Origin of the sequence: Burkholderia sp. lig30, from assembly GCF_000687455.2 — a bacterium.
Lineage (GTDB): Bacteria > Pseudomonadota > Gammaproteobacteria > Burkholderiales > Burkholderiaceae > Burkholderia.
On the sequence record NZ_JGVW01000136.1, the window covers coordinates 1 to 26,658 of the forward strand.

The 26,658-nt window shown below is 68.5% G+C and carries 28 protein-coding genes; 18 read left to right on the forward strand and 10 right to left on the reverse strand.

The genetic code is table 11. The features are described 5' to 3' along the window. Positions 1 to 1,428 (forward strand): hypothetical protein (locus LIG30_RS26895; protein WP_038716224.1); only part of this gene is annotated, 1,428 nt, incomplete at its 5' end. 144 nt (positions 1,429 to 1,572) lie between these two features. Here LIG30_RS26895 and eco read toward each other — a convergent pair. Beyond that, entirely contained in the window at positions 1,573 to 2,073 is a 501-nt protein-coding gene (gene eco, locus LIG30_RS24115; RefSeq protein ID WP_038716226.1) for a serine protease inhibitor ecotin, read from the reverse strand. 154 nt (positions 2,074 to 2,227) lie between these two features. On the opposite strand from eco, the gene LIG30_RS24120 reads away from it, so the two are divergent. Beyond that, entirely contained in the window at positions 2,228 to 2,560 is a 333-nt protein-coding gene (locus LIG30_RS24120; protein WP_038716228.1) for a hypothetical protein, read from the forward strand. Between the two features lie 105 nt (positions 2,561 to 2,665). Here LIG30_RS24120 and LIG30_RS24125 read toward each other — a convergent pair whose 3' ends face one another. After that, complete coding sequence (locus LIG30_RS24125; RefSeq protein WP_038716231.1) at positions 2,666 to 3,136, reverse strand: hypothetical protein; 471 nt, start codon at positions 3,134 to 3,136, stop codon at positions 2,666 to 2,668. Between the two features lie 126 nt (positions 3,137 to 3,262). On the opposite strand from LIG30_RS24125, the gene LIG30_RS24130 reads away from it, so the two are divergent. The 3 genes from LIG30_RS24130 (at position 3,263) to LIG30_RS24140 (ending at position 5,764) form a co-directional block, all read left to right on the forward strand. Beyond that, positions 3,263 to 3,643 (forward strand): DUF5594 family protein, encoded by a 381-nt coding sequence (locus tag LIG30_RS24130; RefSeq protein WP_038716233.1) that lies wholly within the window; start codon positions 3,263 to 3,265, stop codon positions 3,641 to 3,643. Between the two features lie 134 nt (positions 3,644 to 3,777). Beyond that, entirely contained in the window at positions 3,778 to 4,281 is a 504-nt protein-coding gene (locus tag LIG30_RS24135) for a YbhB/YbcL family Raf kinase inhibitor-like protein (RefSeq protein WP_038716235.1), read from the forward strand. A 115-nt stretch (positions 4,282 to 4,396) separates the two neighbouring features. After that, entirely contained in the window at positions 4,397 to 5,764 is a 1,368-nt protein-coding gene (locus LIG30_RS24140) for an MFS transporter (protein ID WP_038716237.1), read from the forward strand. Between the two features lie 9 nt (positions 5,765 to 5,773). Here the strand turns inward: LIG30_RS24140 and LIG30_RS24145 are convergent, their stop codons facing one another. Next, the gene (locus tag LIG30_RS24145) at positions 5,774 to 5,971 is read right to left on the reverse strand and encodes a hypothetical protein (RefSeq protein WP_038716238.1); all 198 of its coding nucleotides are present in this window, start codon (positions 5,969 to 5,971) and stop codon (positions 5,774 to 5,776) included. A 287-nt stretch (positions 5,972 to 6,258) separates the two neighbouring features. On the opposite strand from LIG30_RS24145, the gene LIG30_RS24150 reads away from it, so the two are divergent. Then, entirely contained in the window at positions 6,259 to 6,810 is a 552-nt protein-coding gene (locus LIG30_RS24150) for a hypothetical protein (protein ID WP_038716240.1), read from the forward strand. Then, a complete protein-coding gene (locus LIG30_RS24155; protein ID WP_038716242.1) occupies positions 6,807 to 7,301 on the forward strand; it encodes a hypothetical protein in 495 nt (164 codons plus the stop codon). The genes LIG30_RS24150 and LIG30_RS24155 overlap by 4 nt, the downstream gene beginning before the upstream one ends. A 63-nt stretch (positions 7,302 to 7,364) precedes the next feature. On the opposite strand, the gene LIG30_RS24160 is transcribed toward LIG30_RS24155, so the two are convergent. Both LIG30_RS24160 and LIG30_RS24165 read right to left on the reverse strand, forming a co-directional pair. Next, positions 7,365 to 8,696 carry an ABC transporter ATP-binding protein gene (locus tag LIG30_RS24160; RefSeq protein ID WP_038716243.1) on the reverse strand — a complete coding sequence of 444 codons (1,332 nt, stop codon included), beginning with the start codon at positions 8,694 to 8,696 and terminating at the stop codon, positions 7,365 to 7,367. Positions 8,697 to 8,718: 22 nt separating this feature from the next. Further along, the gene (locus tag LIG30_RS24165; protein ID WP_038716245.1) at positions 8,719 to 10,473 is read right to left on the reverse strand and encodes an ABC transporter permease; all 1,755 of its coding nucleotides are present in this window, start codon (positions 10,471 to 10,473) and stop codon (positions 8,719 to 8,721) included. 489 nt (positions 10,474 to 10,962) lie between these two features. On the opposite strand from LIG30_RS24165, the gene LIG30_RS24170 reads away from it, so the two are divergent. Continuing rightward, positions 10,963 to 11,229 (forward strand): double-stranded DNA-specific endonuclease, encoded by a 267-nt coding sequence (locus LIG30_RS24170; protein WP_038716248.1) that lies wholly within the window; start codon positions 10,963 to 10,965, stop codon positions 11,227 to 11,229. 82 nt (positions 11,230 to 11,311) lie between these two features. Here LIG30_RS24170 and LIG30_RS24175 read toward each other — a convergent pair whose 3' ends face one another. Then, positions 11,312 to 12,631 carry an ATP-binding protein gene (locus tag LIG30_RS24175; RefSeq protein ID WP_038716249.1) on the reverse strand — a complete coding sequence of 440 codons (1,320 nt, stop codon included), beginning with the start codon at positions 12,629 to 12,631 and terminating at the stop codon, positions 11,312 to 11,314. Next, positions 12,615 to 13,340, reverse strand: a complete 726-nt coding sequence (locus LIG30_RS24180; protein ID WP_038716251.1) for a response regulator — start codon at positions 13,338 to 13,340, stop codon at positions 12,615 to 12,617. The genes LIG30_RS24175 and LIG30_RS24180 overlap by 17 nt, the downstream gene beginning before the upstream one ends. 221 nt (positions 13,341 to 13,561) lie before the next feature. Here LIG30_RS24180 and LIG30_RS24185 point away from each other — a divergent pair, with 221 nt between their 5' ends. The 5 genes from LIG30_RS24185 to LIG30_RS24205 all read left to right on the forward strand — a co-directional run bounded on the left by LIG30_RS24185 (position 13,562) and on the right by LIG30_RS24205 (position 17,844). After that, on the forward strand, positions 13,562 to 14,110 hold the full coding sequence (locus LIG30_RS24185) for a periplasmic heavy metal sensor (RefSeq protein WP_038716253.1): 549 nt from the start codon (positions 13,562 to 13,564) through the stop codon (positions 14,108 to 14,110). 527 nt (positions 14,111 to 14,637) lie between these two features. After that, entirely contained in the window at positions 14,638 to 15,420 is a 783-nt protein-coding gene (locus tag LIG30_RS24190; RefSeq protein WP_038716255.1) for an ABC transporter substrate-binding protein, read from the forward strand. 226 nt (positions 15,421 to 15,646) lie between these two features. Beyond that, positions 15,647 to 16,336, forward strand: coding sequence for an ABC transporter permease (locus tag LIG30_RS24195; protein ID WP_038716257.1), 690 nt, complete (start codon positions 15,647 to 15,649; stop codon positions 16,334 to 16,336). Then, on the forward strand, positions 16,333 to 17,046 hold the full coding sequence (locus tag LIG30_RS24200) for an ABC transporter permease (RefSeq protein WP_038716259.1): 714 nt from the start codon (positions 16,333 to 16,335) through the stop codon (positions 17,044 to 17,046). The genes LIG30_RS24195 and LIG30_RS24200 overlap by 4 nt, the downstream gene beginning before the upstream one ends. An 18-nt stretch (positions 17,047 to 17,064) precedes the next feature. Further along, positions 17,065 to 17,844, forward strand: coding sequence for an ABC transporter ATP-binding protein (locus tag LIG30_RS24205; RefSeq protein WP_038716260.1), 780 nt, complete (start codon positions 17,065 to 17,067; stop codon positions 17,842 to 17,844). 167 nt (positions 17,845 to 18,011) lie between these two features. Here the strand turns inward: LIG30_RS24205 and LIG30_RS24210 are convergent, their stop codons facing one another. Together LIG30_RS24210 and LIG30_RS24215 are read right to left on the reverse strand one after the other, a co-directional pair. After that, positions 18,012 to 18,350, reverse strand: coding sequence for a P-II family nitrogen regulator (locus tag LIG30_RS24210; protein ID WP_038716261.1), 339 nt, complete (start codon positions 18,348 to 18,350; stop codon positions 18,012 to 18,014). A 66-nt stretch (positions 18,351 to 18,416) separates the two neighbouring features. Continuing rightward, the gene (locus LIG30_RS24215; RefSeq protein ID WP_038716263.1) at positions 18,417 to 20,108 is read right to left on the reverse strand and encodes an NAD+ synthase; all 1,692 of its coding nucleotides are present in this window, start codon (positions 20,106 to 20,108) and stop codon (positions 18,417 to 18,419) included. Positions 20,109 to 20,216: 108 nt separating this feature from the next. On the opposite strand from LIG30_RS24215, the gene LIG30_RS24220 reads away from it, so the two are divergent. Then, complete coding sequence (locus LIG30_RS24220; protein ID WP_038716265.1) at positions 20,217 to 21,398, forward strand: GNAT family N-acetyltransferase; 1,182 nt, start codon at positions 20,217 to 20,219, stop codon at positions 21,396 to 21,398. 60 nt (positions 21,399 to 21,458) lie between these two features. Beyond that, positions 21,459 to 21,929, forward strand: a complete 471-nt coding sequence (locus LIG30_RS24225) for a GIY-YIG nuclease family protein (RefSeq protein WP_038716266.1) — start codon at positions 21,459 to 21,461, stop codon at positions 21,927 to 21,929. A 60-nt stretch (positions 21,930 to 21,989) separates the two neighbouring features. On the opposite strand, the gene ppa is transcribed toward LIG30_RS24225, so the two are convergent. Then, positions 21,990 to 22,517, reverse strand: coding sequence for an inorganic diphosphatase (gene ppa, locus LIG30_RS24230; protein ID WP_038716267.1), 528 nt, complete (start codon positions 22,515 to 22,517; stop codon positions 21,990 to 21,992). A 243-nt stretch (positions 22,518 to 22,760) separates the two neighbouring features. Between ppa and LIG30_RS24235 the strand changes: the two genes are divergently transcribed. The 3 genes from LIG30_RS24235 (at position 22,761) to LIG30_RS24245 (ending at position 26,444) form a co-directional block, all read left to right on the forward strand. Further along, positions 22,761 to 24,200 carry an aldehyde dehydrogenase family protein gene (locus tag LIG30_RS24235; RefSeq protein WP_038716269.1) on the forward strand — a complete coding sequence of 480 codons (1,440 nt, stop codon included), beginning with the start codon at positions 22,761 to 22,763 and terminating at the stop codon, positions 24,198 to 24,200. A gap of 136 nt (positions 24,201 to 24,336) precedes the next feature. Further along, positions 24,337 to 25,095 (forward strand): SDR family oxidoreductase, encoded by a 759-nt coding sequence (locus LIG30_RS24240; protein WP_038716271.1) that lies wholly within the window; start codon positions 24,337 to 24,339, stop codon positions 25,093 to 25,095. A 44-nt stretch (positions 25,096 to 25,139) separates the two neighbouring features. Continuing rightward, entirely contained in the window at positions 25,140 to 26,444 is a 1,305-nt protein-coding gene (locus tag LIG30_RS24245; RefSeq protein ID WP_038716273.1) for an MFS transporter, read from the forward strand. The last annotated feature ends 214 nt before the right edge of the window (positions 26,445 to 26,658 follow it).

Genomic DNA, 26,658 nt, shown 5'->3' on the forward strand with positions numbered 1-26,658 from the left:
GAAGCATCCATGCGCCGGCCGTCCTTTCCGCTGCTCGCCGCGCTGATCGGCTTCGGCATCGTGCTGTTCACGCCCGCCGTGCTGAACGACGCCGACACCTACTGGCACCTCGCGGCCGGCGCATGGATGCTTCAGCACGGCACCGTCCCGCTCACCGATCCGTTCTCGTTCACGTTCGCCGGCAAGCCGTGGGTCGCGCACGAATGGCTGTCCGAAGTGATGATGGCGCTCGCCTACCGCGCCGGCGGCTGGAACGGCCTCGTGATCCTGTTCGGTGCCGCAGCCGCGGCCACTCTCGGCTGCCTCGCGCATTACCTCTCACGCTGGCTGCGCCAGCCGGCCGCCGCGTTCACGCTGACGTTCGGCGCGATGTGCGTGAGCCCGAGCCTGCTCGCGCGGCCGCATCTGATTGCGTTGCCGGTGCTGGCGATATGGACGGTCGGATTGCTGTCGGCGAAGGAGCGCCATCGCGCGCCGCCGCTGCGCCTGCTGCCGCTGATGCTGATCTGGGCGAACCTGCACGGCAGCTTCATGTTCGGGCTGGCGCTGGTTCCGGCGATCGCCGCCGACGCGGCGTTCGATGCATATCGCGACGCAGGGCAACGCGACGCCCGGCGCATCCTGCTCGACTGGAGCCTGTTCTTCGCCGCCGCAGTCGCGGCGACGCTCGTCACGCCGAACGGCTGGCACGGCTTGCTCTATCCGATCCAGCTCACCGGCATGAAGCACATCGTCAGCATCGGCGAGTGGCGCCCGATGGATCTCCTGACGCTCCAGCCGATCGAACCGGCGCTCGCCGCCCTTGCGTTCGTCGTCGTGTCGCGACACGTGCGGGTGCCGGTGCCGCGTCTGCTGATCCTCGCCGGGCTCGCGTATCTCGCGTACCGGCATGGCCGGCACCAGATGCTGGCCGGCATCGTCGGCGCAGCCGTGCTGGCCGAGCCGCTCGGGCGCGCGTTCGGCGCCGCATCGCCCGCCCCCGCGCGGACATCCGGCCGGGAGCTGCTGCCAACCCTGGTCGCGGGACTCGCGTGCGCGGCACTGCTGAGCGCGATCCGCTTCGCGCACCCGATCGTGCGCGGCAACGACGCCGTGTCGCCCGCGTCCGCGCTCGCGGCGGTGCCCGCCGAGTTGCGGGACCAGCCCGTGCTCAACAGTCATGGCCTCGGCGGCTATCTGATCTTCAACCACGTGAGGCCGTTCGTCGACGGCCGCTCCGACATGTACGGCGACGCGTTCATGTTCGCGTATCTCGACGCGCTGAAGCCGGACCGCGCCGCATTCGAACGGCTCGTCGAACAGTACCGGATTCGCTGGGCACTGCTCGACGCGCACAGCGCAGCCGCGGCGATGGCCGCGACGCTGCCCGGATGGCGGCGCATCTACGCGGACGACATCGCCGCCGTGTTCGTGCGCGACACGCATTGACCACGCGGCCAGCCCGCGCCTGGCGCGCGCCCCACGCCGTGCATTGGCAGCCGCTTGTACGCGCCGCATCCAGATGCTGCGGCGCGTGTCACCTCATCGCAGTCACCGCTGCCACCGCGGCATCTGCACCGCGCGCCCCGACGCTTACTGCCTGATCGCCTTGCCGGCCTCGCGCGCCGCGCGCCAGACGCGATAGCGCACTTCGAACCCGTCCGGCACATATACGACGAGCGGCAGACGGCTGTTGTAGCGCAGCAGCATGTCGTCGCCGCGCACCTGCACGAACTGCTCGCGCGGCGTCTGGCCGGGACAGGCCATCATCGTCGACACCGGCCCCTTCACGTCGCCGAGCCGGTAATACGTGTAGCCCCAGCCCTGCACGGTTTCGGCCGTCAGTTCGCCGCCGAACCAGTGCTGGTTGCAATCGGCCTGCAGCGTCTTGCCGACCATCAGCTCGACGCGCGCGTCGGCCTCGTCACCGAGCGCGGGCAATCCGATCACCATGCGCTGCTGCCCGTCGGCGGGCGGCGGAAACATCTTGATGGCTTCGGCCGGTACACCCGCGGCATCGGCGGGCGCGGCCGCACACACGGCGGCGGTCGTCAGGCAAACGGCGGCCAGTGCAGCGCGGAAGGCGGTCTTCATCGGTGTGCTCCTGAGTGACGGACGGTTCCGCATGTTAACAGCCGCCGATGCGCGTTTCCTTGATCCGACCTTACGAGACTGTAATTTCGCGACACAATTGCGGCCGAACTCCGAGGCCTGCCCTCGTTTCTTACTCCAAACGACGGAGATTGCCATGATCAAGCTCACTGCGGCGGCCGGCATCGTCACGTTGATGGCCGGCTGCGTCGTCGCGCCGGACACGGGTTACGGCTACGGATATGGTTACGGCCCGGCCTACTATCCCGACACCGGCTACCTTTACGGCCCGGCCTACGGGCCCGCCTACGGCGCGATCGACATCGAGGGCGGCGGCGGGCGCGATCTGGGCCGCCACCATGAATTCCACCGTGGCGGCCGCGACGGGCACCACGGCGGGGATCGCGGCGGGCACGGCCACGATCGCGGAAACGACTGGAGCCCGGGCGGTGCCGGGCGCGGCGACGGCGGCCGCGGCGGCCGTAACTGACGCATTTGCAACCGGTTGTATCCGCCCGCCACCGCGCGTCCGGTTACGGCCGGCACGCCGGCGCACGGAGGCGCGGCGTGCCGTCAATCCGGCGCGTTGCCGCGCTCACCAGCCCGCCGGCTGCGGCGGCGCATCGCGATAGCCGTCGGGCATCGGCATCGCACATCCCACGTAAGCGCGTCGATAGCGGTCGTAGCAATATCCGGCCGGCGGCGCACCATACCCGTCACCATCCCGATACCGCGCCTGCTGATACGCGGGCGCGTCGTAGACGGGCAGCGGGTACGCCGGTGCCTGATAGTCCGGTGCCTGATACGCCGGCGCCTGATACGCGGCCGGCGGATAGTCCGGCGCCTCGGCAACCGGCGGCGGGTACGCGACCGCCGACTGCTGGCTCAGCGCGGACGTCACAAGCGCGCCCAGCACGGCGCCGCCGATCAGCGCGCCGAGGATCGCGCCATCGCGATCGTGCGCGGATGCCGGCCCGGCGACGGCCAGCGAACCTGCAAGGACACACACTGCTGCGAGCTGCTTCATGATGCGCTCCCACGAGAAGCGGTACGGGATGCGATGCATTGTGGTTGCCCGCGGCCGTAATAGATGCAGCAAGTGGTAACGCGCGATTACGTCGACTGGCGGATGATCGGGAGTCCCGCAAGACCGGAGCGCCATGCTACGATTTTCGGCACAAGGAGACACTTCATGCGCCCGGAAACCGCCCGCCGCTTCGATACCGAATTCGCGCCTCGCATCGCCCGCACGATCGCCGACACCTCCGACGGCTGGCTGCAGGCCGACGTGGTGCCCTACCACGGGCACGGCCACCCGACGCAGGTCCGCGTGCGCAGCACGTCGAGCGAGCACGTGCGCGGCTACACGCACCCGCTGAACCTCGAGCTGACCTGGGACACCGACGAGATCGAACGCCTGATGGAAGCCGACGGCCCGACGCGCTTCGAACACTACCTGGCGGCGCTGCCCGCGAAGCTCGACGCGTGGCAGGGCGCGCGCGGCCTTGATCTCGGCTCCCGCACGCAGGCCGAGGCGCTCGTCCTGATCGGCGGCCTCGACTTCGAAGGATGACGCCGCGCGCGACGCGACCGGCCACGCCGTCGCGTTTCGCGACCCGGTGATACACTCGGCCGGTTCGCGCCGGCGCGGCAGCGCAATCGCACGGCCGGCGCCTTTCACCCTGTCCACCCCTACAAGGAGGCCCCATGGCTGAGTTCCGGCTCCGGACCGACGCATTTCCGGCGAACGGCTTCATGCCGAAAGCGCAGGAGTACAACCACGCCGGCTTCGGCGTCGACGGCGGCAACGTGTCCCCGGCGCTCGTTTGGGAAAACGCACCCGCCGGCACGAAGAGCTTCGCCGTGACCTGCTACGATCCCGACGCGCCCACCGGCAGCGGCTTCTGGCACTGGGTTGCCGTGAACCTCCCGGCCGGCACGACGGGCCTCGCCGAAGGCGCGGGCGCCGCCGGCAGCGCCGCGTTGCCGAACGGCACGGTGCAGGTCCGCAACGACTACGGCGACGAAGGCTTCGGCGGCGCCGCGCCGCCGCGCGGCGACAAGCCGCACCGCTATGTGTTCCGCGTGCACGCGCTGTCCGTCGACAGCCTGCCGATCACGCCGGACACGACCAACGCGATTGCCCGCTTCATGATTCACCTGAACCAGATCGCGGCAGCGGAATTCACCGGTCTCTACCAGTTGAAGTAAGCCGTCCGGCTGGACACGCTCCAGCCGATTTCCGCCGCCCCCGGCCCGGCCAAATGGTTGCGCTCGCAACCTGTCAGCCCGACCGGCCGGGGGCCGACCAGCCTTCCGTTCCGCCATGAATGCCGATTCCGGCCTGCCGCTTCCGCAACGCTACTGGGCGATCGTCTGCGTCGCGCTCGGCATCACCCTCGCCGTGCTCGACGGTGCCATCGCCAACGTCGCCTTGCCGACCATCGCGCGCGACCTGCACGCGTCCGATGCCGCCTCGATCTGGATCGTCAACGCGTATCAGCTCGCCGTCACGATTTCGCTGTTGCCGCTCGCGTCGCTCGGCGAGCGCATCGGCTACCGGCGCATCTACATCGGCGGGCTCGCGCTGTTCACCGCGGCGTCGCTCGGCTGCGCGCTGTCGGGCTCGCTGACGTCGCTCGCGGCGATGCGCGTGATCCAGGGGTTCGGCGCCGCGGGCATCATGAGCGTCAATTCCGCGCTCGTGCGGAACATCTATCCGACCTCGATGCTCGGACGCGGCGTCTCGATCAACGCGATGGTCGTCGCGCTGTCGTCGGCCATCGGCCCGACCGCCGCGTCGGCGGTGCTGTCGCTCGCGACGTGGCCGTGGCTGTTCGCGATCAACGTGCCGATCGGCATCGCCGCCGTGGCCGGCAGCCTGCGCGCGCTGCCCGCCAATCCGGTGCACGACGCGCCGTACGACATCCCGAGCGCGCTGATGAACGCATGCGTGTTCGGGCTGATGATCGTCGCGGTCGACGGGCTCGGCCACGGCGAACGCCACGTGCACGTCGCCGTGGAACTGGCGGTGGCCGTCGTGATCGGCTACTTCTTCGTGAAGCGGCAACTGACGCAGAAAGTGCCGCTGCTGCCCGTCGACCTGCTTCGCATTCCGCTCTTCACGCTGTCGATCGGCACGTCGATCGCGTCGTTTGCGGCGCAGATGCTCGCGTTCGTCGCGCTGCCGTTCTGGCTGCAGAACGCGCTCGGCTTTTCGCAGGTGCAGACCGGCCTCTTCATGACGCCGTGGCCGCTCGTGATCGTGGTCGCCGCGCCGCTGGCCGGCGTGCTGTCCGACCGCTACTCGGCAGGCATGCTCGGCGGCATCGGGCTGGCGCTGTTCGCGGCGGGCCTGTTGTCGCTCGCGACGATCGGCGCGCATCCGGCAACCTTCGACATCGTCTGGCGCATGGCGCTGTGCGGCGCGGGCTTCGGGCTGTTCCAGTCGCCGAACAACCGCGCGATCCTGTCGTCGGCGCCGCGCGCACGCAGCGGCGGCGCGGGCGGCATGCTCAGTACCGCGCGCCTGACCGGCCAGACGCTCGGCGCCGCGCTCGTCGCGCTGATCTTCGGCGTCGCGCCCGCGCACGGGCCGACGCTCGCGCTCTACGTGGCTGCGGCGTTCGCCGCCGTCGCGGCGCTCGTCAGCACGCTGCGCATCGCCGCGCCACCGCCGAACGTGTCGACCTAGCGCGCGACGTCACGCATCCTGCTCGACGCCGAGGTCGCGTTGATAGTCGAGCCCTTCCGCCCGGGTGCCGCCCTGGTTGCGGTCGCCGTCGTGCGGCGCGTCGGCGGGTGCGCCGGCCGCCTCGGCCGAAGACGTATCGGCCTCCGGCCGCACGCGGCTCGCCGGTGCGTCGGGTGCGAGGTGCTTGTGCCGTCGTGAACGGCGCATGGCGGGGTGTCTCATGTTCAGAGCGGTGCGTCGCCGCGGTTGAAACGTTCCATAACAATCGAGTCTAGACGCGATCCGCACGCATCGAAGCGGCAAATCCCTTCAATTTGTAACGATTCGACCCTTCTCAAGCGATCCACGCCACAATTGCCTGCGCACATGCGCGGCCGCCGTGCGCAGGCCATTTGTCAATCGCTTGCAGTTCTCGTCGGACAATGGCGAAACAATGAATGGCGCGTGGGCGTGCATGCGTCCCGCTCCCGGACAGGACTCGCCCCCAGGAAGGAATGAACCAACACTTCGAATCGCGGCGCCGGGCCATGCCGGCTCGCATCGTGCTGGCCGCGGCCGCGACGGCCGCGCTGCTGTCCGGCTGCAACTCGCTCTACAGCGAAGGCGCGACGGCGGGCGCCGGCGTCGCGGGCGCCGCGGTTGCGGCCAAGGTCACCAACAATGCCGCGGTCGCGACGGGCATCGGCCTCGGCGCGGTCGCCGGCGCGCGCGCGGGCGTCCAGTACTCGCAGCGCGTCGCGCATCGCTACACGCAGGTGCAGATCGCCAAAGCCGCCGGGCCGCTCGATGTCGGCGGCATCGCACCGTGGTCCGCCACCCATTCGTTCCCGATCGAGGACGACGAACGCGGCCGCGTGACGGTCAGCCGGATCATCAGCGTCGGCCCGCTCGACTGCAAGGAAATCGTGTTTTCGGTCGACTATCCGGCGAAGCAGGATGCCGCATCGCAATCGTCGTTCTTCGTCGCGACGATCTGCCGGGACGGCCCGTACTGGAAGTGGGCGTCGGCCGAGCCGGCCACCGAGCGCTGGGGCGCGCTGCAATGAGCATCGCGATCCGCATCGCTTGGCTCGGCGCGCTTGCCACGGCCGGCGCGGCGCTGTCGGGCTGCGGCTCGGTCGGCGCGGCGAGCGGCGCGCTGGCGGGCGCCGCGACCGGTCTCGTGACGGCCAATCCGGCCGTCGGCATCGGTGTCGGCATCGCCGTCCAGTCCGCCACGGACGAAGCGGTCAAGCGCACCATGCGGCAGCTCCATCAGAACCAGCAGGACGCGATCGCGCACGCGGCCGGCGGTCTCGCGGTCGGCGAAGTCAGGGCGTGGAAGGTGAGCAATGCGATTCCGCTCGAGAACGGCGAAGGCGACGTGCGAGTCATGCGCGCGTACTCGACGCCGCTCGCGCTCTGCAAGGAAATCGCGTTCTCGGTGAAGGACGGCGCGCGGGCCGACTGGTATTTCGCGAGCGTGTGCCAGCAAGGGCCGCGCTGGAAATGGGCGTCGGCGGAACCGGCCGTGGACCGCTGGGGCAACCTGCAGTGACGGGCACGCCGTGCGCGGTGGGGCACGGCGGCCGATGCCGGGCGCGACGGCCCGGCGCGAACATCAGGACTCGACGTCCTCGAGACTGAAGATCTCGGTCTGGTCGTTGTACGAGAAGATCTCGCCATACCGGCCCCAGTCGATCACCGCGTCGAGCGTTTCCTCGGCGGCGCTGTCGGACAGGAAATCCTCCAGCTCCTGCTCGAAGCGCACGCGCGGCGCGCGATGCCCCGGGCGCTCGTTGAGCACCTTCTTGATCCGCGCCGCGAGCGGGACGTGCCGCAGCAGGTGCTCGGCGAACATCATCTTGCGCTCCTGCGTGCCGAACTCGGCGAACACCCGCGCGGGCGGCGTGAGGAACACGTCCCCTTCCCGCACGTCGGCGAAACCGAGGTATTGCAGCACTTCGGCGATCGGGAACAGATCGTCGACCTCCAGGTGCAGCGTGCGCGCGATTTCCGGCATGTCCGCGCGGCCGTGATACGGCGCGGCGGCCAGCGTCTCGATCAGGCCCGCCATCAGGTTGGTCGACACCTGCGGCAGCCAGCTGCCGAGCTCGAGCCCCTTCTTCGTCGCCTCGCCGACCTGGCGCGCCGTCATCTTCGCGTAGATGTCGTCGACGAGACGGCGGAACGCCGGGTCGAGACGGTTGCGCGGATGCTTGAACGGCACCTTGATCTCGGCGATCACGCGGCCCGGATTCGACGACAGCACGAGGATCCGGTCGCACATGAACACCGCTTCCTCGATGTTGTGCGTGACGATCAGCACCGACTTGATCGGCATGCGTCCCTGCGTCCACAGGTCGAGCAGGTCGGTACGCAGCGTCTCGGCCGTCAGCACGTCGAGCGCGGAGAACGGCTCGTCCATCAGCAGCAGCGTCGGATCGACGACGAGCGCGCGCGCGAAGCCGACGCGCTGGCGCATGCCGCCCGACAGCTCGCGCGGATACGCGTTCTCGAAACCGTCGAGACCAATCAGGTCGATCGCGGCGAGCGCGCGTTCGCGGCGCTCGCGCGCGCCGACACCGAGCGCCTCGAGGCCCGCTTCCACGTTCTGCAGCACGGTCAGCCACGGGAACAGCGCGAAGGTCTGGAACACCATCGCGACGCCGTCGGCCGGGCCTTGCAGCGGCTTGCCGAGATAGCTCACCTCGCCGCCCGTCGGCTCGATCAGGCCGGCGATGATGCGCAACAGCGTCGACTTGCCCGAGCCCGAGCGGCCGAGCAGGCCGACGATCTCGCCTTCGCGCAGCGACAGGTTCGCGCCGTCGAGCACGAGCAGTTCGCCCTGCGTCTTGTTGAAGCCCCGGCTGACATTGTCGACACGCAGGATTTCCTCGCCGAGACGCGGGGGCATCTGAACGGGGGCGTTTACAGCATTCGGATTTTGCATCGCGTTTCGCTCTCAATCAGTCTCAGTCGAGCCGCAGCTTCGCTTCGGCGAAGGCATACAGCGGGCGCCACAGCAGGCGGTTGAACAATGTGACGAACAGGGACATCACCGCGATGCCGAGAATGATCTTCGGAAAATCGCCGGCGGCGGTCGTCTGCGCGATGTACGCGCCGAGGCCGTGCGCCTGGATCCTGGTGTCGCCCCACTGGACGAACTCCGACACGATGCTCGCGTTCCATGCGCCGCCCGACGCGGTGATCGCGCCCGTCACGTAATAGGGGAAGATGCCCGGCAGGATCGCCTGCCGCCACCACTGCCGGCCGCGGATGCGGAAGTTCGTCGCCACCTCGCGGTAGTCGTTCGGATAAGCGGTCGCGCCGGCGATCACGTTGAACAGGATATACCACTGGGTGCCGAGCACGATCAGCGGCGACAGCCAGAGGTCGGCGTTCAGGTGGAAACGCACGATCACGATCACGAACACCGGGAACAGCAGGTTCGCCGGGAACGCGGCCAGGAACTGAGCGAGCGGCTGCACCTTCTCGGCGACCGCCGGCCGCAGCCCGATCCACACACCGATCGGCACCCAGATCACCGACGCGATCGCGATCAGCAGTATCACGCGCAGCAGCGTGATCAGGCCGAGCACGAGCACGTGGCCAACCTCGCCCATCGTCACGCCGGTCGACACGAAGCTGACGACGCGCCACACCACGTACGCGGTGCCGGCAAGCACGAGGATCGCCCACGTGATGTCGGCGGCAAGCGACGCCTTCTTCTCGACGCGCGGCAGCGTGAAGCGCACGCTGCCCGACAGCGGCAGGCGCAACGGGATGCGCGCCGCCTTCGCGAGGAACCAGCCGGCCGGCACCAGCAACTGATGGATCAGGCGCGTGCGGCGCACGAGATCGAGCAGCCACGATTCAGGCGCGTTGCCCGAGCTCGTCGTCTCCATCCGGAACTTGTCGGCCCACGCGACGAGCGGCCGGAACAGCAGCTGGTCGTACGCGAGGATCACGATCGTCATCGCGAGGATCACCCAGCCGACCGCACCGAGGTTCTTGTCCGAGATCGCCTGCGCGAGATATGCGCCGATCCCCGGCAGCGTGATCGTATGGTTGCCGACCGTGATCGCTTCCGACGCGACCACGAAGAACCAGCCGCCCGACATCGACATCATCATGTTCCAGATGAGGCCCGGCATCGAGAACGGCACCTCGAGCTTCCAGAAGCGCTGCCACGACGTCAGGTGGAAGCCGCGCGAGACTTCGTCGAGATCGCGCGGCACGATGCGCAGCGACTGGTAGAAGCTGAACGTCATGTTCCACGCCTGGCTCGTGAAGATCGCGAAAATCGCGGCCAGCTCGGCGCCGAGCACGCGGCTCGGGAACAGCGCGAGGAAGAACGTCACCGTAAACGAGATGTAGCCGAGCACCGGCACCGATTGCAGGATGTCGAGGATCGGCACCAGCACCATGCCGGCACGGCGGCTCTTCGCAGCGAGCGTGCCGTAGACCAGCGTGAACGTCAGCGATGCGAGCATCGCCGCCAGCATCCGGAGCGTCGTGCGCAGCGCGTACTCGGGCAGGCTCGATGGATCGAGCGAGATTTTCTGGGTGTTCAGCGTGGCGATCGGCGCCATCGTCTCGTGAAAGCCGACGACGGCCATCGCGATCAGGCAGATGATCAGCGGGAACGCGATGAAGTCCCAGCGGTTCGGCAGGACCCGCCACGCGGACGCGCTGGCGAGCCGGTTCGGATTGAAACCGAGATCCATCAGACGCTCTCCCCGGCAAGGCCGAACGAATCGAAGAATGAGACCGGCAAACGATGTTGACTCATGGCAAAGCGCTCGGGCGCGGTATTTCGTGTTGAATCACGGTGGAAAACGCACGCCACGCGCACGCTGCGCGAGAGCGCCGCAAAGCGACGGACCGCGTCGCTCCCACGACGGCACGACACTACTACAACCTGTATTTCAGGCACAACCTTCCGGATCAAGACGATGAAGATCGTCCATGGCCGCGGGCAAATCGGCCCCGAAACGGGCAGGCGACGGACGAATCGGCACGAGAATGATGGCCGACCCGCTGTCGCCCGGCCGGCGTGCAGGGCGGAATTATGCCGCGATCCGGCCCGCGCGGGAACCCGCCCGCGGCGTCGCGCGCGCAAACCGTTCGCTTTCGGCCGCGGCGCGACGCGTCGAAACGGTTATGATCGGGTTTGGCCCCATGTGGATTGATCGACAGACGAGCTGGAGGGATGAATGGCAGGAAACTTGGTGATCGTATGCCGCGATCAGGATGCCGACGCGTTCTACGAGCTGATGCAGGAATACGGCTCGTTCCAGACGCGCCTGTCGTCTACGGCCTGGTACCTGAACATGAACATCGTGCCGGAGTCGCTGCAGGACGCCATCCTTGATCGCCTTGGCAAGTACACGACGCTGTACATCTTCGAGGCAAGCAGCGTGACCTACAACACGATCGACAGCAACGCCGCCGAAACGCTCAGCACGCTGTTCGGCGAGTGAGCCCGCGCATGGCCCCCGTGGCGGGCGGGCCGGCGCTCCGCGCCCGGGGCCGGTTCATGCGAATGACGGGCTTGCGCCGGCCCTACGCCACCCGCTCGCTCGGCACGGGCTTCGGCACCACATCGTACGAAAACGACATCGCGACGCACAGGCCGCCCTCCGGCCGGTTGCCGATCTCGCACGTGCCGCCGAGGCGCTGAACCAGCCGTTCGACGATCGCGAGCCCCAGCCCGCTGTGGCCGTTGCCACCGCGCGCCGGGTCGAGCCGCACGAACGGCCGCGTGGCCGCCGCGAGGTCGCGCGGCGCGATGCCGCCGCCGTGGTCGGCGACCGTCAGCACGTAACCCGCCGCGGTCCGCTCGGTCGCGACGACGACGGGCGGCGCGCCATACGCATGCGCGTTGTCGAGCAGGTTCGACAGGATCCGGTCGAGCGTCGCGGTCGGCAGGAGGAACTCACTGCCCGCGTCGAGACGGATCTCGACCGCCGGCGCATTCGGCGCGACCGCGCGATAGGTGCGGGCGATCCGCTCGCAGGCCTGGTCGACGGGCACCGGCTCGCTGCGGTCCGAGCCGCCGTGCGCGAACACCAGGAACTGGTCGACGATGTGCGACATCGAGTCGACGTCGCGCACCACCCCGTCGCGCAGCCGCGCATCCTCCATCATCTCCGCGCGCAGGCGCATCCGCGCGAGCGGCGTGCGCAGATCGTGCGCGACGCCGGCGAGCATCACCGAACGGTCGTTTTCCGCACGCGACACCTGCTCCACCATCTGGTTGAAGCCGTGCGTGAGCTGGCGCAGCTCGCGCGGGCCGCGCTCGCGCAGCGGCGGCACCGTCTGGCCGCGGCCGAAACGCGCGACCGCGCGCGCAAGCGAGCGCAACGGCTGCTGCAGTTGCCATGCCGCGAACAACGCGGCGATCACCCCCGCGGAAAAGATCGTCGCGAGCCACATGACCATCCGGTCGAGCGAGCGCGGCGGCCGCAGCGGCTGCACCGGCACCACGATCCAGGCGGGATCGGCCGGCTCCTTGACCCACAGCTGCGGCGGCCGCCCGGGCGCGCCGATCTCGACGCGCGTGCCGGGCGGCATCCGCTCGCTCACGTCGTCGCGGAACCGCTTGAGCGGCGCGGGCAGATCGGCATCGGCGCCGGTATTCGGCACGTCGGCGCTGCCGGGCGCGACGAGACGCACGCGCGACGGCAGCGGCTGATCCGGCGTGCGGGCGACGTGTTGCCGCACCGCATCGACGAGAAACGCCGCCTCCTCGACCGCATAGCGCGTCTGCAGCTGGTTGCGCTCCAGCCGCATCGCGAAATACCACGCGAAGTGCGACAGCAGCAGCACACCGACGACGAGCAGCGCCAGCCGCCCGAACAGCGAATCAATGGGGTTGCGCATGGGACTCGCCGTCGGGCACGAACACGTAGCCGCGCCCGCGCACGGTCTGGATGAAGCGCGGCGCCGACGGATCCGACTCGAGAATGCGGCGCAGGCGCCACACCTGGACGTCGATGCCCCGGTCCGTGCCGTCGTATTCCGGCCCGTGCAGCAGCTCCAGCAGACGCTCGCGTGTCAGCGTGCGTAGCGCGTGGTTCACGAAAATCTTCAGCAGCGCGAATTCGCTGCTCGACAGCGTCGCCGGCCGGCCGTCGGCCGACAGCGTGCGGGCCTGGAAGTCGAGCACGAAGCGGCCGAAACAGTACGGCTCGCGCTGCTCGGGCGCGGCCGCCGACGGCGTCGTGCGGCGGCGGCGCAGGACCGCCTGCACGCGCGCGAGCAGCTCGCGCGGATTGAACGGCTTGCCGAGATAGTCGTCCGCGCCCAGCTCGAGGCCGACGATGCGGTCGACGTCGTCCGCCCGCGCGGTCAGCATGATGACCGGGATGTCGTCGCCGGTCGCGCGCAGCTGCCGCAGCGCGGTGAGGCCGTCGACGCCGGGCATCATCAAGTCCAGCACGATGAGGTCCGGGCGCTCGCGCTCGAGGCGCTTCTCGAGCGACACCGCGTCGTGCAGCACGGACACTTCCATGCCCTGGCGCACGAGGTAGTCGCGCAGCAGGTCGCGCAGTTCTTGGTCGTCGTCGACGATGAGGATCTGAGTAGTCATGGCTCGAAGTTTACCGCTCGAAGGCGGCCGCAAAGACGAAACAAAGTGCAGAAAGGGTTACTGCGGGTTACGGCGCAAGGCAACTGTAATGCATGGTAATCGCTCGGCCGGGGCGCGTAACAACGGACGGCCGGCGCTTCGCTAACCTGCGTGTTACCGGATGCGGCACCGGGTTTCGCCCGCCGCCGCGTCGCCGGCCCTTTCGACAAGGAGTTTCTGAAATGTATAAGAAGACGTCTCGCGTGGCCATCGCGGCCGCAGCCGTGCTCTCGCTCGCATTCGGCATCGCCCACGCCGCACCGCCGGCCGACATGCCGCCGCCGGGCGGCCCCGGCATGCATCACCACATGGGCGACGGCGGCCCGTTCGGCGTGATCGAGCACCTGCACGACAAACTGAACCTGAGCGCCGCGCAGGAGCAGCAATGGCAGACCGCGGTCAACACGATGAAGCAGGACCGCGAAGCAATGCGCAAGAGCCACGAGCAGATGCGCGCGCAGTTCCAGGCACAGCAGAAGCAGCCGATCCTCGACCTGAACGCGATGAATGCCGCCCGCGAGCAGGCCGAGCAGCAGCACACGCAATGGCGCGCGCAGACGTCGGCCGCATGGCTCGCGTTCTACAACGGCCTGAACGACCAGCAGAAGACGACCGTGAGCACCGCGATCAAGCAGCAGTTCGCGCGCATGGAGCAGCGCCACGAGAAGATGAAGGAGCGCTGGGAGCAGCACCGTCAGGCGGACAAGGCCGCCTCGGCGCCGGCGCAGTAAGCCGGCGCCGGCCGCCCCGCCGCGCGCGAGGCGGCCCGAGGGGCGGGCGGCGGCGTCCGCCCGACCTCTCACGCCCCGTCTCTCACGCTCCGCCTCTCACGCCGGCCTCTTCACGCATCCCTCTTCACGCTCGCCCCCTCACGCCCGGCCGGACGGCGGTACGCCGACGCCGTTGCCGCGTGCGAACCCCACCGTATCGCCCCGGGCGGTCCGCGCGCCGCGCCCACATCGTTGCATCCACGGCACCAATCCCCCACCCCGACCCGATCCACTGGCGCGATTCGCGCAACAACGACGGCCATTCGCGCCAGGCGGCGTCGTCCCGCGCCAACGGATTCCGCCGCGCGCGCGTTTCATCGCTGCCCGGGTATCGCGTTCGGGTAAAATACCGCGCTTTTGGCGCCCGCCGACCTGGCGGTTGCCGCCGACAAACCGCCGAACGACGAATTTTGGCTATCTAGAATACGGCGCAGCGCACGGCCCTACCGGCCGCGCGCGCCGCCCCGGGAAGTCACAAAAGGATGGAAATGAAGAAGGCCGCCCTGTGCGCCGCCCTCGCCCTCGTGGCGGGCAGCACCTTCGCGAAGGAGTGGAAGACCGTGCGGATCGGCGTCGACGCCAGCTACCCGCCTTTCGAGTCGACCGCGACGAGCGGCGAGATCGTCGGGTTCGACGTCGATCTCACGAAGGAAATCTGCAAGCGGATCAACGTGAAATGCGTATGGGTGCCGCAGGATCTGGACGGCATCATTCCCGCGCTGAAGGCGAAGAAATACGACATGATCGTGTCGTCGCTGACGGTGACGGACAAGCGCCGCGAACAGATCGACTTCTCCGACAAGCTGTACGACGCGCCGGCGCGGATGATCGCGAAGACGGGCTCGCCGCTGCTGCCGACCGTCGCGTCGCTGAAGGGCAAGCGCGTCGGCGTCGAGCAGGGTTCGACCCAGGAGACCTACGCGAAGGCATACTGGGAGCCGCAGGGCGTGACGATCATTCCTTACCAGAACCAGGACCAGGTCTACGCCGACCTCGGCTCCGGCCGGCTCGACGCCGCGCTGCAGGACGAGCTGCAGGCCGACTACGGCTTCCTGCGGACCGCGCGCGGCAAGGGCTTCGCGTGGGCGGGACCGGAGGTGAAGGACCTGAAGACGATCGGCGACGGCACCGCGATCGGCCTGCGCAAGGACGACACCGACCTGAAGCTGATGCTGAACAAGGCGCTGGCATCGATGCACAAGGACGGCACGTACGACCGCCTGTCGCACAAGTATTTCGCATTCAGCGTCTATTCGGCCTCGGCCAAGTAAGCGCCGCGACGGCTCGAACCCGGTACGCGCCGCCTCGGCGGGCGCGCACCGGGTTCGAGCCGTCGAAGCAGTCAACCACGCGCCGCCCGCGCCCTGGTTCGCCGCCCGCGGCGGGCCGGCCCGGCGCCCTTGCCGGGGCGGGCGGTCATGATACGCACGGGGCGTCCCGCAACTACCGCGGGGCGCGTCTTTCGCGGCGCACCCGGTGCGCCGTCAAGGACCACATATGTTTCTTCAAGGTTACGGCCCGCTGATCCTCGCAGGCACCTGGCAAACCGTCAAACTGGCGGTGCTCTCGCTCGCGCTGTCGTTCCTGCTGGGTCTCGTCGGCGCGGCCGCGAAACTGTCCCGCAGCCGCGTCACGTCCGCGCTCGGCACCGCCTACACGACGCTGATCCGCGGCGTCCCCGACCTGGTGCTGATGCTGCTGCTGTTCTACAGCCTGCAGATCTGGCTGAACCAGCTGACCGACGTGATGAACTGGGATCAGATCGACATCGATCCGTTCGCGGCCGGCGTGCTCGTGCTCGGCTTCATCTACGGCGCGTACTTCACCGAGACCTTCCGCGGCGCGTTCCTGTCGGTCCCGCGCGGCCAGCTCGAGGCGGGCAGCGCGTACGGGATGACCAACTGGCAGGTGTTCACGCGCATCATGTTTCCGCAGATGATGCGCTTCGCGCTGCCGGGCATCGGCAACAACTGGCAGGTGCTCGTGAAGTCCACCGCGCTGGTGTCGATCATCGGCCTCGCCGACGTCGTCAAGGCGTCGCAGGACGCGGGCAAGGGCACGCTGCGGTTCTTCTTCTTCACCCTGCTCGCGGGGGCGATCTATCTGGCCATCACGACGGTGTCGAACTTCGTGCTGATGTGGCTTGAGAAGCGCTATTCGACCGGCGTCCGGAAGGCAGACCTATGATCGAACTGATTCAAGAATACTGGCGCAACTATCTCTACACCGACGGCTACCGCACCACCGGCGTCGCGATCACGCTGTGGCTGCTCGCCGTGTCGATCGGGCTGGGCTTCTGCCTGTCGGTGCCGCTGTCGGTCGCGCGCGTGTCGAAGAAGAAATGGCTCTCGCGCGCGGTGTGGCTCTATACCTACGTGTTTCGCGGCACACCGCTCTACGTGCAGCTGCTGCTGTGCTACACGGGCCTCTACAGCCTGCAGGCGGTGCGCGGCACGCCGATGCTCGACGCATTCTTCCGCGAAGGGATGAACTGCACGCTGCTCGCGTTCACGCTCAACACCTGCGCGTACACGACCGAGATCTTCGCCGGCGCGATCAAGGCGACGTCGTACGGCGAGATCGAGGCCGCGCGCGCGTACGGGATGTCGACCTTCACGATGTATCGCCGCGTGATCCTGCCGTCCGCGCTGCGCCGCGCGCTGCCGCTGTACAGCAACGAGGTGATCCTGATGCTGCACGCGACCACGGTGGCGTTCACCGCGACCGTGCCGGACATCCTGAAGATCGCCCGCGACGTCAACTCGGCGACCTACATGTCGTTCCATGCATTCGGCATCGCCGCCCTGCTCTATCTCGCGATCTCGTTTACGCTCGTGTGGCTGTTCCGCCAGGCAGAGCGCCGCTGGCTCGCGTATCTGCGCCCGCAAGGCAAGTAAGTTTCGCCAGGACTATTGATGAATTCCCAGACTCAAAAGCTTTTCGTCGACGATCTGCACAAGCGGTACGGCAGCAACGAGGTGCTCAAGGGCGTGTCGCTGAAGGCGAACGCGGGCGACGTGATCAGCGTGATCGGCTCGTCGGGCTCCGGCAAGAGCACGATGCTCCGCTGCATCAACTTTCTCGAGCAGCCGAACGCGGGCCGCATCTTCGTCGACGGCGAGGAAGTGCGCACCGCGCAGGACAAGACGGGCGCGCTCAAGCCCGCCGACCCGAAGCAACTGCAGCGCGTGCGCACGAAGCTCGCGATGGTGTTCCAGCACTTCAACCTGTGGGCGCACATGAACGTGCTCGAGAACGTGATGGAAGCGCCGGTGCACGTGCTCGGGATTCCGAAGCGCGAGGCCGAGGAGCGCGCGCGCGAATACCTGGAGAAGGTCGGGCTCGCGCCGCGCGTGGAGAAGCAGTATCCGTCGCACCTGTCGGGCGGGCAGCAGCAGCGCGTGGCGATCGCGCGGGCGCTCGCGATGCATCCGGACGTGATGCTGTTCGACGAGCCGACGTCGGCGCTCGACCCGGAGCTGGTGGGCGAAGTGCTGAAGGTGATGCAGAAGCTGGCGGAGGAAGGCCGGACGATGGTCGTCGTCACGCACGAGATGGGCTTCGCGCGCAATGTCTCGAACCACGTGATGTTCCTGCACCAGGGCCGCGTCGAGGAAGAAGGCGTGCCCGCCGAAGTGTTCGCTCAACCGAAGAGCGATCGCCTGCGGCAGTTCCTGTCGGGCAGCCTCAAGTAAGGCCAGCCCCATGACCGGCCCGGCTGCACAATGCGCGCGGCCGGCCGGCGCGGCGAGCGGCGCTACCTGACCGCGCCGCAGCGACACGCACACACGGTGCGGTGCCCGACAGGGCATCGCACCGTTTTGTTATCGGGCGCGCGAGCGGCAACGGCCGCGCGCGGCGCTTACACCGCCGCTTCGTTCTCCTCGCCGGTGCGGATGCGGATCACGCGCTCGACGTCGGACACGAAGATCTTGCCGTCACCGATCTTGCCGGTGCGCGCGGCGCCGATCACCGCGTCGATGACCTGGTCGACCTGACTTTCCGCGACGACCACCTCGATCTTCATCTTCGGCAGGAAGTCGACGACGTACTCCGCGCCGCGATACAGCTCGGTATGCCCTTTCTGGCGGCCGAAGCCCTTCACCTCGGTGACGGTCAGCCCCGTCAGGCCGACCTCGGCAAGCGCCTCGCGGACTTCGTCCAGCTTGAACGGCTTGATGATGGCGGTAATGCGTTTCATGGTGTTGTCCCTCGATGCTCGTGTGGATGATAAAGACGCGAGGCCGATTCTACGACGCGCGCGGCGTCAATCGATGCTTTCGGCGAAGCGCGACGTGATCGGGTAACGCCAGTCGCGGCCGAACGCGCGATGCGTGACGCGAATCCCGATCGGTGCCTGGCGGCGCTTGTACTCGTTGATCTTGATGAGCCGGGTGACACGCCGCACGTCGGCCTCGGCGTAGCCGGCCGCGACGATCTCCGCGAGCGGGCGGTCTTCCTCCATGTACATCCGCATGATCGCGTCGAGCACGTCGTACGGCGGCAGGCTGTCCTGGTCGGTCTGGTTCTCGCGCAGCTCGGCGGACGGCGCGCGCGTCAGGATCCGCTCCGGGATGATGTCGTGCGTCGCGAATTCCGGCGCGCGGTTGCGGTAGTGGCAGAGGCGGTAGACGAGCGTCTTCGCGATGTCCTTGATGACCGCGAAGCCGCCCGCCATGTCGCCGTACAGCGTGCAGTAGCCGACCGCCATTTCGCTCTTGTTGCCGGTCGTCAGCACGATCGAGCCGAACTTGTTCGACAGCGCCATCAGCAGCGTGCCGCGGATGCGGGCCTGGATGTTCTCCTCGGTCGCATCTTCGGCGCGGCCTTCGAATTCGCGCGCGAGCGACGTGCGGAACGCGTCGAACATCGGCGCGATCGCGATCTCGTCGTAACGCACGCCGACGCGCCGCGCCATGTCGGCCGCGTCGGTGGTCGAGATGTCGGCCGTGTAGCGCGACGGCATCATCACCGCGCGCACGCGCTCCGGCCCGAGCGCGTCGCAGGCGATCGCCAGCACCAGCGCCGAATCGACGCCGCCCGACAGGCCGATGATCGCGCCGGGGAAGCCGTTCTTGCCGATATAGTCGCGCACGCCCATCACGAGCGCGCGGTAGACCTGCGCCTCGAGCGGCAGCTCCGGCGCGATCGCGGCGGGCAGCGGGCGGGCGCCGTCGAATTCGACGATCGCATGCCCTTCCTCGAACTGCGGCATCTTCGCGACCAGCTCGCCCGCGGTGTCGAGCACGAACGAGCCGCCGTCGAACACCAGCTCGTCCTGCGCGCCGACGAGGTTCACATACACCATCGGCAGGCCCGTCTCGCGGATCCGCGCGCGCACGATGTCCATGCGCACCGCTTCCTTGTTCATGTGGTACGGCGAGCCGTTCGGGATCAGGATCACCTGCGCGCCGGCCGCCTTCGCGATCTGCGCGGCGGACGCATGCCATGCGTCCTCGCAGATCACCACGCCGTACTTCACGCCGTTCAGGTCGAACACGAACGGCTCGGCGTCGGTCGCGAAGTAGCGCTTCTCGTCGAACACCTCGGCGTTCGGCAGGTCCTGCTTGCGATAGGTGCCGACGATCTCGCCGCCGGCGATCAGCGACGCGGCGTTGTAGGTGTCGGACGGCGGCACGCCGCGCTCGATCGGGCGGTTTGCATTACCATCGACGCCTGATGCGCCCTCGCGATGCGGATGGCCGACCAGTACCGCAAGGCCGTCGAACGCCTTGAGCTGCGCGGCCAGGTCGGCCAGCGCCGCCGCCGACGCCGCGTAGAACGCCGGCCGCAGCAGCAGGTCTTCGGGCGGATAGCCGGACAGCGCGAGTTCGGGGGCGATCATCAGTTGCGCACCATCGTCGTGCGCGGCACGGGCGGCCGCGACGATCCTGGCGACGTTGCCGGCGAAGTCGCCGACGGTGACGTTGATTTGAGCGAGAGCGATACGGGTCTTCATGACGGGATCGGCGCAGCCCGGCGGCTGCGGCAGGAACGGCTGACGAAAAGGTCCCGGGCGTGCGGCGCACGACCGGCGACATCCAACGAACGGAACGGATTCACACGGTTGAAACACGAACGCTTCGATTATCGCACGGGCATCCTGTCGGCTCCCTCCGAGGTGCACGCGGACGAATGGAACGCGCTGCTCGCACGCGCCGCGCACCCGACGCCGTTCCTGCGCCATGAATTCCTGTCGGCGCTGCACACCGCGCGGTGCGCAGTGGACGAGACCGGCTGGTCGCCGCGCTTCGTCACGCTGACCGATGCGCGCACCGGCCGGCTCGCGGCCGCCGCGCCCGTCTACCTGAAGAGCCATTCCTACGGCGAATACGTGTTCGACTGGGCGTGGGCGGACGCGTATCAGCGCAACGGCCTGTCCTACTACCCGAAGCTCCTGTGCGCGGTGCCGTTCACGCCGGTGCAGGGCACGCGCCTGCTCGCCGCCGACGACAGCGCGCGCTGCCAGCTCGCGGCGACCCTGCTCGCGCTCGCCGGGCAGAGCGAGGTGTCGTCGCTGCACGTGCTGTTCCCGACCGAGCCGGAAGCGACGCTGCTGCAGTCGATGGGGATGATGCTGCGCGAAGGCGTGCAGTTTCACTGGCTGAACGACGGCTATCGCGACTTCGACGATTTTCTCGGCACGCTCGAGCAGAAGAAGCGCAAGAACATCCGCGCGGAGCGGCGCAAGGTGCGCGATGCCGGCGTGACGTTCCGGCGCGTGAGCGGCGACGCGATCACCGATGCCGACTGGCGGTTCTTCACGCGCTGCTACAAGGAAACCTACCGCGAGCATGTGTCGAGCCCTTACCTGAACCTCGAATTCTTCCGCACGATCGGCCACACGATGCCCGGGAACCTCCTGCTCGTGATCGCCGAATCCGGCGGCCGGCCGATCGCGAGCGCGCTCGCCGTCTACCAGCGCGGCGAAGGCGGCAGCGGCGGCACGCTGTACGGACGCTACTGGGGCGCGGTCGAGCAGGTGCCGTGCCTGCATTTCGAGACGGCGTACTACCAGCTGCTCGAATTCTGCATCGAGGCCGGGCTCGACACGTTCGAGGGCGGCGCGCAAGGCGAGCACAAGCTCGCGCGCGGCTTCCTGCCGACCGTCACCCGTTCCGCGCACTGGCTCGCGCATCCGGCGTTCTCGGATGCCGTGTCGCACTTCCTCGAACGGGAAACGAATCACATCCACGCGTACGTCGACGAATTGCACGAGCACAATCCGTTCAAGAACGGCGAGCGCTAGCGCCGGCTCGCTCCGCGCGTTTTCTGCGACACTGGCGGCTTCGCATCCCGCCGCCCCTTCATGTCCTGGTATCTGTATCTGATCGAATGCGCCGACGGCAGCGTCTACACCGGCATCACAACCGACGTCGCCGCGCGTTTCGACGAGCACGCAGCCGGCAAGGGGGCGCGCTACACGCGCTCGCGCAAACCACGCGCGGTGCTCGCGTCGTTCCCGCTCGCCAACCGGTCGAGCGCGTCGAGCGCGGAATACTGGGTCAAGCGGCTGACGCCCACGCAGAAGCGCGAGCTGGCGGCCGGCGTGCGGACGCTCGAATCGGTGCTGCCCGCGATACCGGTGGTTGTCGATGCCGACGTCGATGCCGATGAGGCCGGCGATCGCGCAGACGCGGCGGCGGGCATCGTCGAACCGTCGCCTGCCGCCGAACCCGCGCGGCCCCGACGCCCCGCCCGCCGGACCGCGCGCGCATCCGGCCGCCCCGCCCCTGCGCGCATCACCGCGCGCACAAAACAAAACCGCGCGGCCTCCTGAGGAGACACGCGCGGTTTCGCATGAGGCCCGGCCGTCGCGGCCGGGGCGCTCGCGCGGCGCTTACTTCTTGAAGTTCGCGACGCCGTCGGTGATTTCCTTGTGCGCGGCATCGATGCCCGCCCAGCCTTCGACCTTCACCCACTTGCCCTTCTCGAGCGCCTTGTACTGCTCGAAGAAGTGCTTGATCTGATCCTTCAGGTACTCGGGCACGTCGTCGATCGACTTGATGTTCGCCGTCATCGGGCAGACCTTGTCATGCGGCACCGCGACCAGCTTCGCGTCGACGCCCGATTCGTCCGTCATCTGCAGCATGCCGACCGCGCGCGCGCGCACGACCGAGCCTGCCAGCAGCGGGAACGGCGTGATCACGAGCACGTCGACCGGATCGCCGTCGCCCGACAGCGTCTGCGGGATGAAGCCGTAGTTCACCGGGTAGCGCATGCCCGTGCCGACGAAGCGGTCGACGACGAGGAGGCCCAGCTCCTTGTCCGCTTCGTACTTCACCGGGTCGCTTTGCGCGGGAATCTCGATGATGACGTTGAAATCTTGCGGCAGGTCCTTGCCGGCCGGAACATTGCTGAAGCTCATGAGCGTTCTCAGTTGGTGGAGTGGAATGCGGGCCAGGGCGCGCCGCGGCCGGTACTCCGCCGCCGGTCTGCCCGGAAAGATTGCGCCATTATAGCCAATCGACCAGTGGCGCCCGAATGACGATCGGCGCGATAATCGCGCTGACCGTCCGGCCACCGAACGACACGCAGCGTTGCATGGGATGCGCGAAGCATGGAACCCGACCAAGCGCCAAAGCGCCGACTCGGCTCGACAGGAGCAGGCATGGAAGAGGCGAGGCACTACATCGCGGGCGAATGGACGTTGCCCGCGCAACCGGGCACGATCCCGGTCGTCGACCCGTCCGACGGGCAGCCGTTCGCGTCGATCGCGCGCGGCACCGCCGGCGACATCGAGCGCGCGGTCGCCGCGGCCCGCGACGCGTTCGCCGGCGCATGGGGCGCGGCGAGCGCCGCCGAGCGCGGCCGGGTACTCTACCGGCTGTCGATGCTCGTCGCCGCATGCCGCGACGAGCTGGCGAGCCTCGAGGCGCGCGACACCGGCAAGCCGCTGTCGCAGGCCCGCGCCGATGCGGCCGCGCTCGCGCGCTACTTCGAATTCTATGCGGGCGCCGCCGACAAGCTGCACGGCGAAACCCTCCCCTATCAGGCCGGCTACACGGTGTTGACGGTGCGCGAGCCGCACGGCGTCACCGCCCACATCGTGCCTTGGAACTACCCGATGCAGATCTTCGGGCGCAGCGTCGGCGCGGCGCTCGCGGCCGGCAACGCGTGCGTCGTCAAGCCCGCCGAGGACGCCTGCCTGTCGCTGCTGCGCGTCGCCGGGCTGGCCGCCGAGGCCGGGCTGCCCGCCGGCGCGCTCAACCTCGTCACCGGCTACGGCCACGAAGCGGGCGCGGCGCTCGCACGCCACCCCGGCATCGACCACATTTCGTTTACCGGCTCGCCCGCGACCGGCGCGCTGGTCGCGCGGATGGCCGCGGAAAACCACGTCCCCGTCACGCTCGAACTGGGCGGCAAGTCGCCGCAAATCGTGTTCGCCGACGCCGATCCCGACGCGGCGCTGCCGGTGCTCGTCGGCGCGATCGTGCAGAACGGCGGCCAGACCTGCTCGGCGGGCAGCCGCGTGCTGATCGAGCACGCGGCCTACGAGCCCCTCGTCGAGCGGCTCGCGGCCGCCTTCGACAGGCTGCGCGTCGGCCCGAGCTGCGCGGATCTCGATTGCGGGCCGCTGATCAACGCGAAGCAGCGGCAGCGCGTCCGGGATTTCCTGTCCGGCGCGCAGCAGGACGGCATCCCGATGGCCGGGCATGGCCAGATCGTGCCCGATGCGCCCGAAGGCGGCTTCTACCTGGCGCCCGCGTTGTTGCGCGACGTGCCGCCGGCACACCGGCTCGCGCAGGAAGAAGTGTTCGGGCCGGTGCTCGCCGCGATGCGCTTCGCCGACGAGGACGAAGCCGTCGCGCTGGCGAACGGCACACCTTACGGGCTCGTCGCGGGCATCTGGACGCGCGACGGCGCGCGCCAGTTGCGCGTCGCGCGCCGCGTGCGCGCCGGCCAGGTGTTCATCAACAACTACGGTGCGGGCGGCGGCGTCGAGCTGCCGTTCGGCGGCGTCGGCCATTCCGGCCACGGCCGCGAAAAAGGCTTCGAGGCACTCTACGGTTTCACCCTGCTGAAGACCATCGCGATCCGGCACGGCTGAAGTCGCCGCGTCGGATAGCTGGATAGCTGGATAGCTGGATAGCTGGATAGCTGGATAGCTGGATAGCTGGATAGCTGGATAGCTGGTATCGGCGGCATCGCCGGGCATTCCACTTACAACGATCAGGAGACACACCATGCGCTTGAGCGGCAAGACGGCCATCGTCACGGGCGGCGGCTCGGGATTCGGGGAAGGCATCGCGAAGACGTACGCGCGCGAAGGCGCGAACGTCGTCGTCAACGACCTGAACGGCGCGGCGGCCGAGCGTGTCGCGAGCGAAATCGCACTCGCGGGCGGCAAGGCGATCGCGGTCGCGGGCGACGTGTCGAAGCGCGACGACTGGCGCGCGCTCCTCGCGGCCGCGCTCGACGATTTCCACGCGGTGCAGATCGTCGTCAACAACGCCGGCACCACGCACCGCAACAAGCCGGTGCTCGACGTCACGGAAGACGAGTTCGACCGCGTGTACGCGGTCAACATGAAGAGCCTGTTCTGGAGCGTCGGCACGCTCGTGCCGTATTTCCGCACGCAAGGCGGCGGCGTGTTCGTCAACGTCGCGTCGACCGCCGGCGTGCGGCCGCGCCCCGGCCTCGTCTGGTACAACAGCACGAAGGGCGCGATGATCACCGCGAGCAAGTCGCTCGCGGCCGAGCTCGGCGCCGACCGCATCCGCGTGAACTGCGTCAATCCGGTGCTCGGCGAGACCGGCCTGATGACCGAGTTCATGGGCTGCGACGACACGCCCGAGAATCGCCGGCGCTTTCTCGCGACGATCCCGCTCGGCCGCTTCTCGACGCCGCAGGACGTCGCGAACGCGGCGCTCTACCTCGCGTCCGACGAAGCCGAATTCATCACGGGCGTCTGTCTCGAAGTCGACGGAGGACGCTGCATCTAGCCCGGTTTGCCAGCCATACCAATCACCGCTTCGCAGGAGACAACATGGCAATATCCGCACATTCGCTGCCGGGCGCATCCGGCGCATTCGAGGAAGCGACCTACCGCAAGGTCTCGTGGCGGCTCACGCCGCTCCTGCTGCTCTGCTACGTGGTCGCGTACCTCGATCGCGTCAACGTCGGCTTCGCCAAGCTGCAGATGGTGACCGACCTGAACCTGAGCGACACCGTCTACGGCCTCGGCGCCGGCATCTTCTTCCTCGGCTACTTCCTGTTCGAAGTGCCGAGCAACATCATCCTGCACAAGGTCGGCGCGCGCGTGTGGATCGCGCGGATCATGGTGACCTGGGGCCTCATCTCCGCGCTGATGATGTTCGTCACGACGCCGGCGATGTTCTACGTGATGCGCTTCCTGCTCGGCGTCGCCGAAGCCGGCTTCTTTCCCGGCGTGATCCTCTACCTGACCTACTGGTATCCGGCGCACCGCCGCGGACGGATGACGACGTTCTTCATGACGGCCGTCGCGCTGTCTGGCGTGATCGGCGGGCCGGTGTCCGGCTACATCCTGAAGGCGGCTGACGGCCTGAACGGCTGGCACGGCTGGCAGTGGCTGTTCCTGCTCGAAGGGATTCCGTCGGTGCTCGCCGGCGTGCTCGTGTTCTTCGCGCTCGACGACCGCATCGCACGCGCGCGCTGGCTCACCGACGACGAAAAGGCGCTGCTCGAGCGCAACATCCGCGCGGAGGAAGCGGCGAAGGAAGACCCGCCGATCGGTGCCGTGCTGTCGAGCCCGCGCGTGTGGCTGATGGCGCTCATCTACTTCTCGTTCGTGATGGGGCTGTACGGCGTCGGCTTCTGGCTGCCGACCATCATCAAGGCGACCGGCGTCACCGACGCGTTCGCGATCGGCCTGCTGTCGGCGATCCCGTACGCGGCCGCGGTCGTCGCGATGATCCTGGTCGCGCGCAGCGCGGACCAGCGGCGCGAACGGCGCTGGCACGTCGCGATCCCGGCCGCGTTCGGCGCGCTCGGGCTCGTACTGTCGGTCGTCTGGGCGCACGAGACGACGCTCGCGATGGTCGGGCTCACGCTGGCGACGATGGGCATCCTGACGACGCTGCCGCTGTTCTGGAGCCTGCCGACTGCGTTCCTCGGCGGCACCGCCGCCGCGGCCGGCATCGCGATGATCAACTCGATCGGCAACCTCGCGGGCTTCCTGAGCCCGTACCTGATGGGCTGGCTGAAGCAGGCGACGTCGCGCAACGACGCGGGCATGTACATGCTCGCCGCGTTCCTGGTGCTCGGTGGCCTGCTTGCGCTGTCGGTGCCGAAGCGGCTCGTCGACCGGTAACGTGCGTGCCGTCGCGGCGCGCATGAAAAATCTATGGTCAGGCCGATTTTTGCAAGCGAGTTGGTGTTGACGTAAAACACCCCGAAGGCCGGGCTCGCGTCCGGCGTTCGGGGTGCATTCGGCGCAACGGGCCGCGCATCCGCGGCGGCGCCCTGCCGGGCCACGTCCGGCGGCAGGATCAGACCGCGTTGATCGAGAGCGCGCTCTCGCGGTA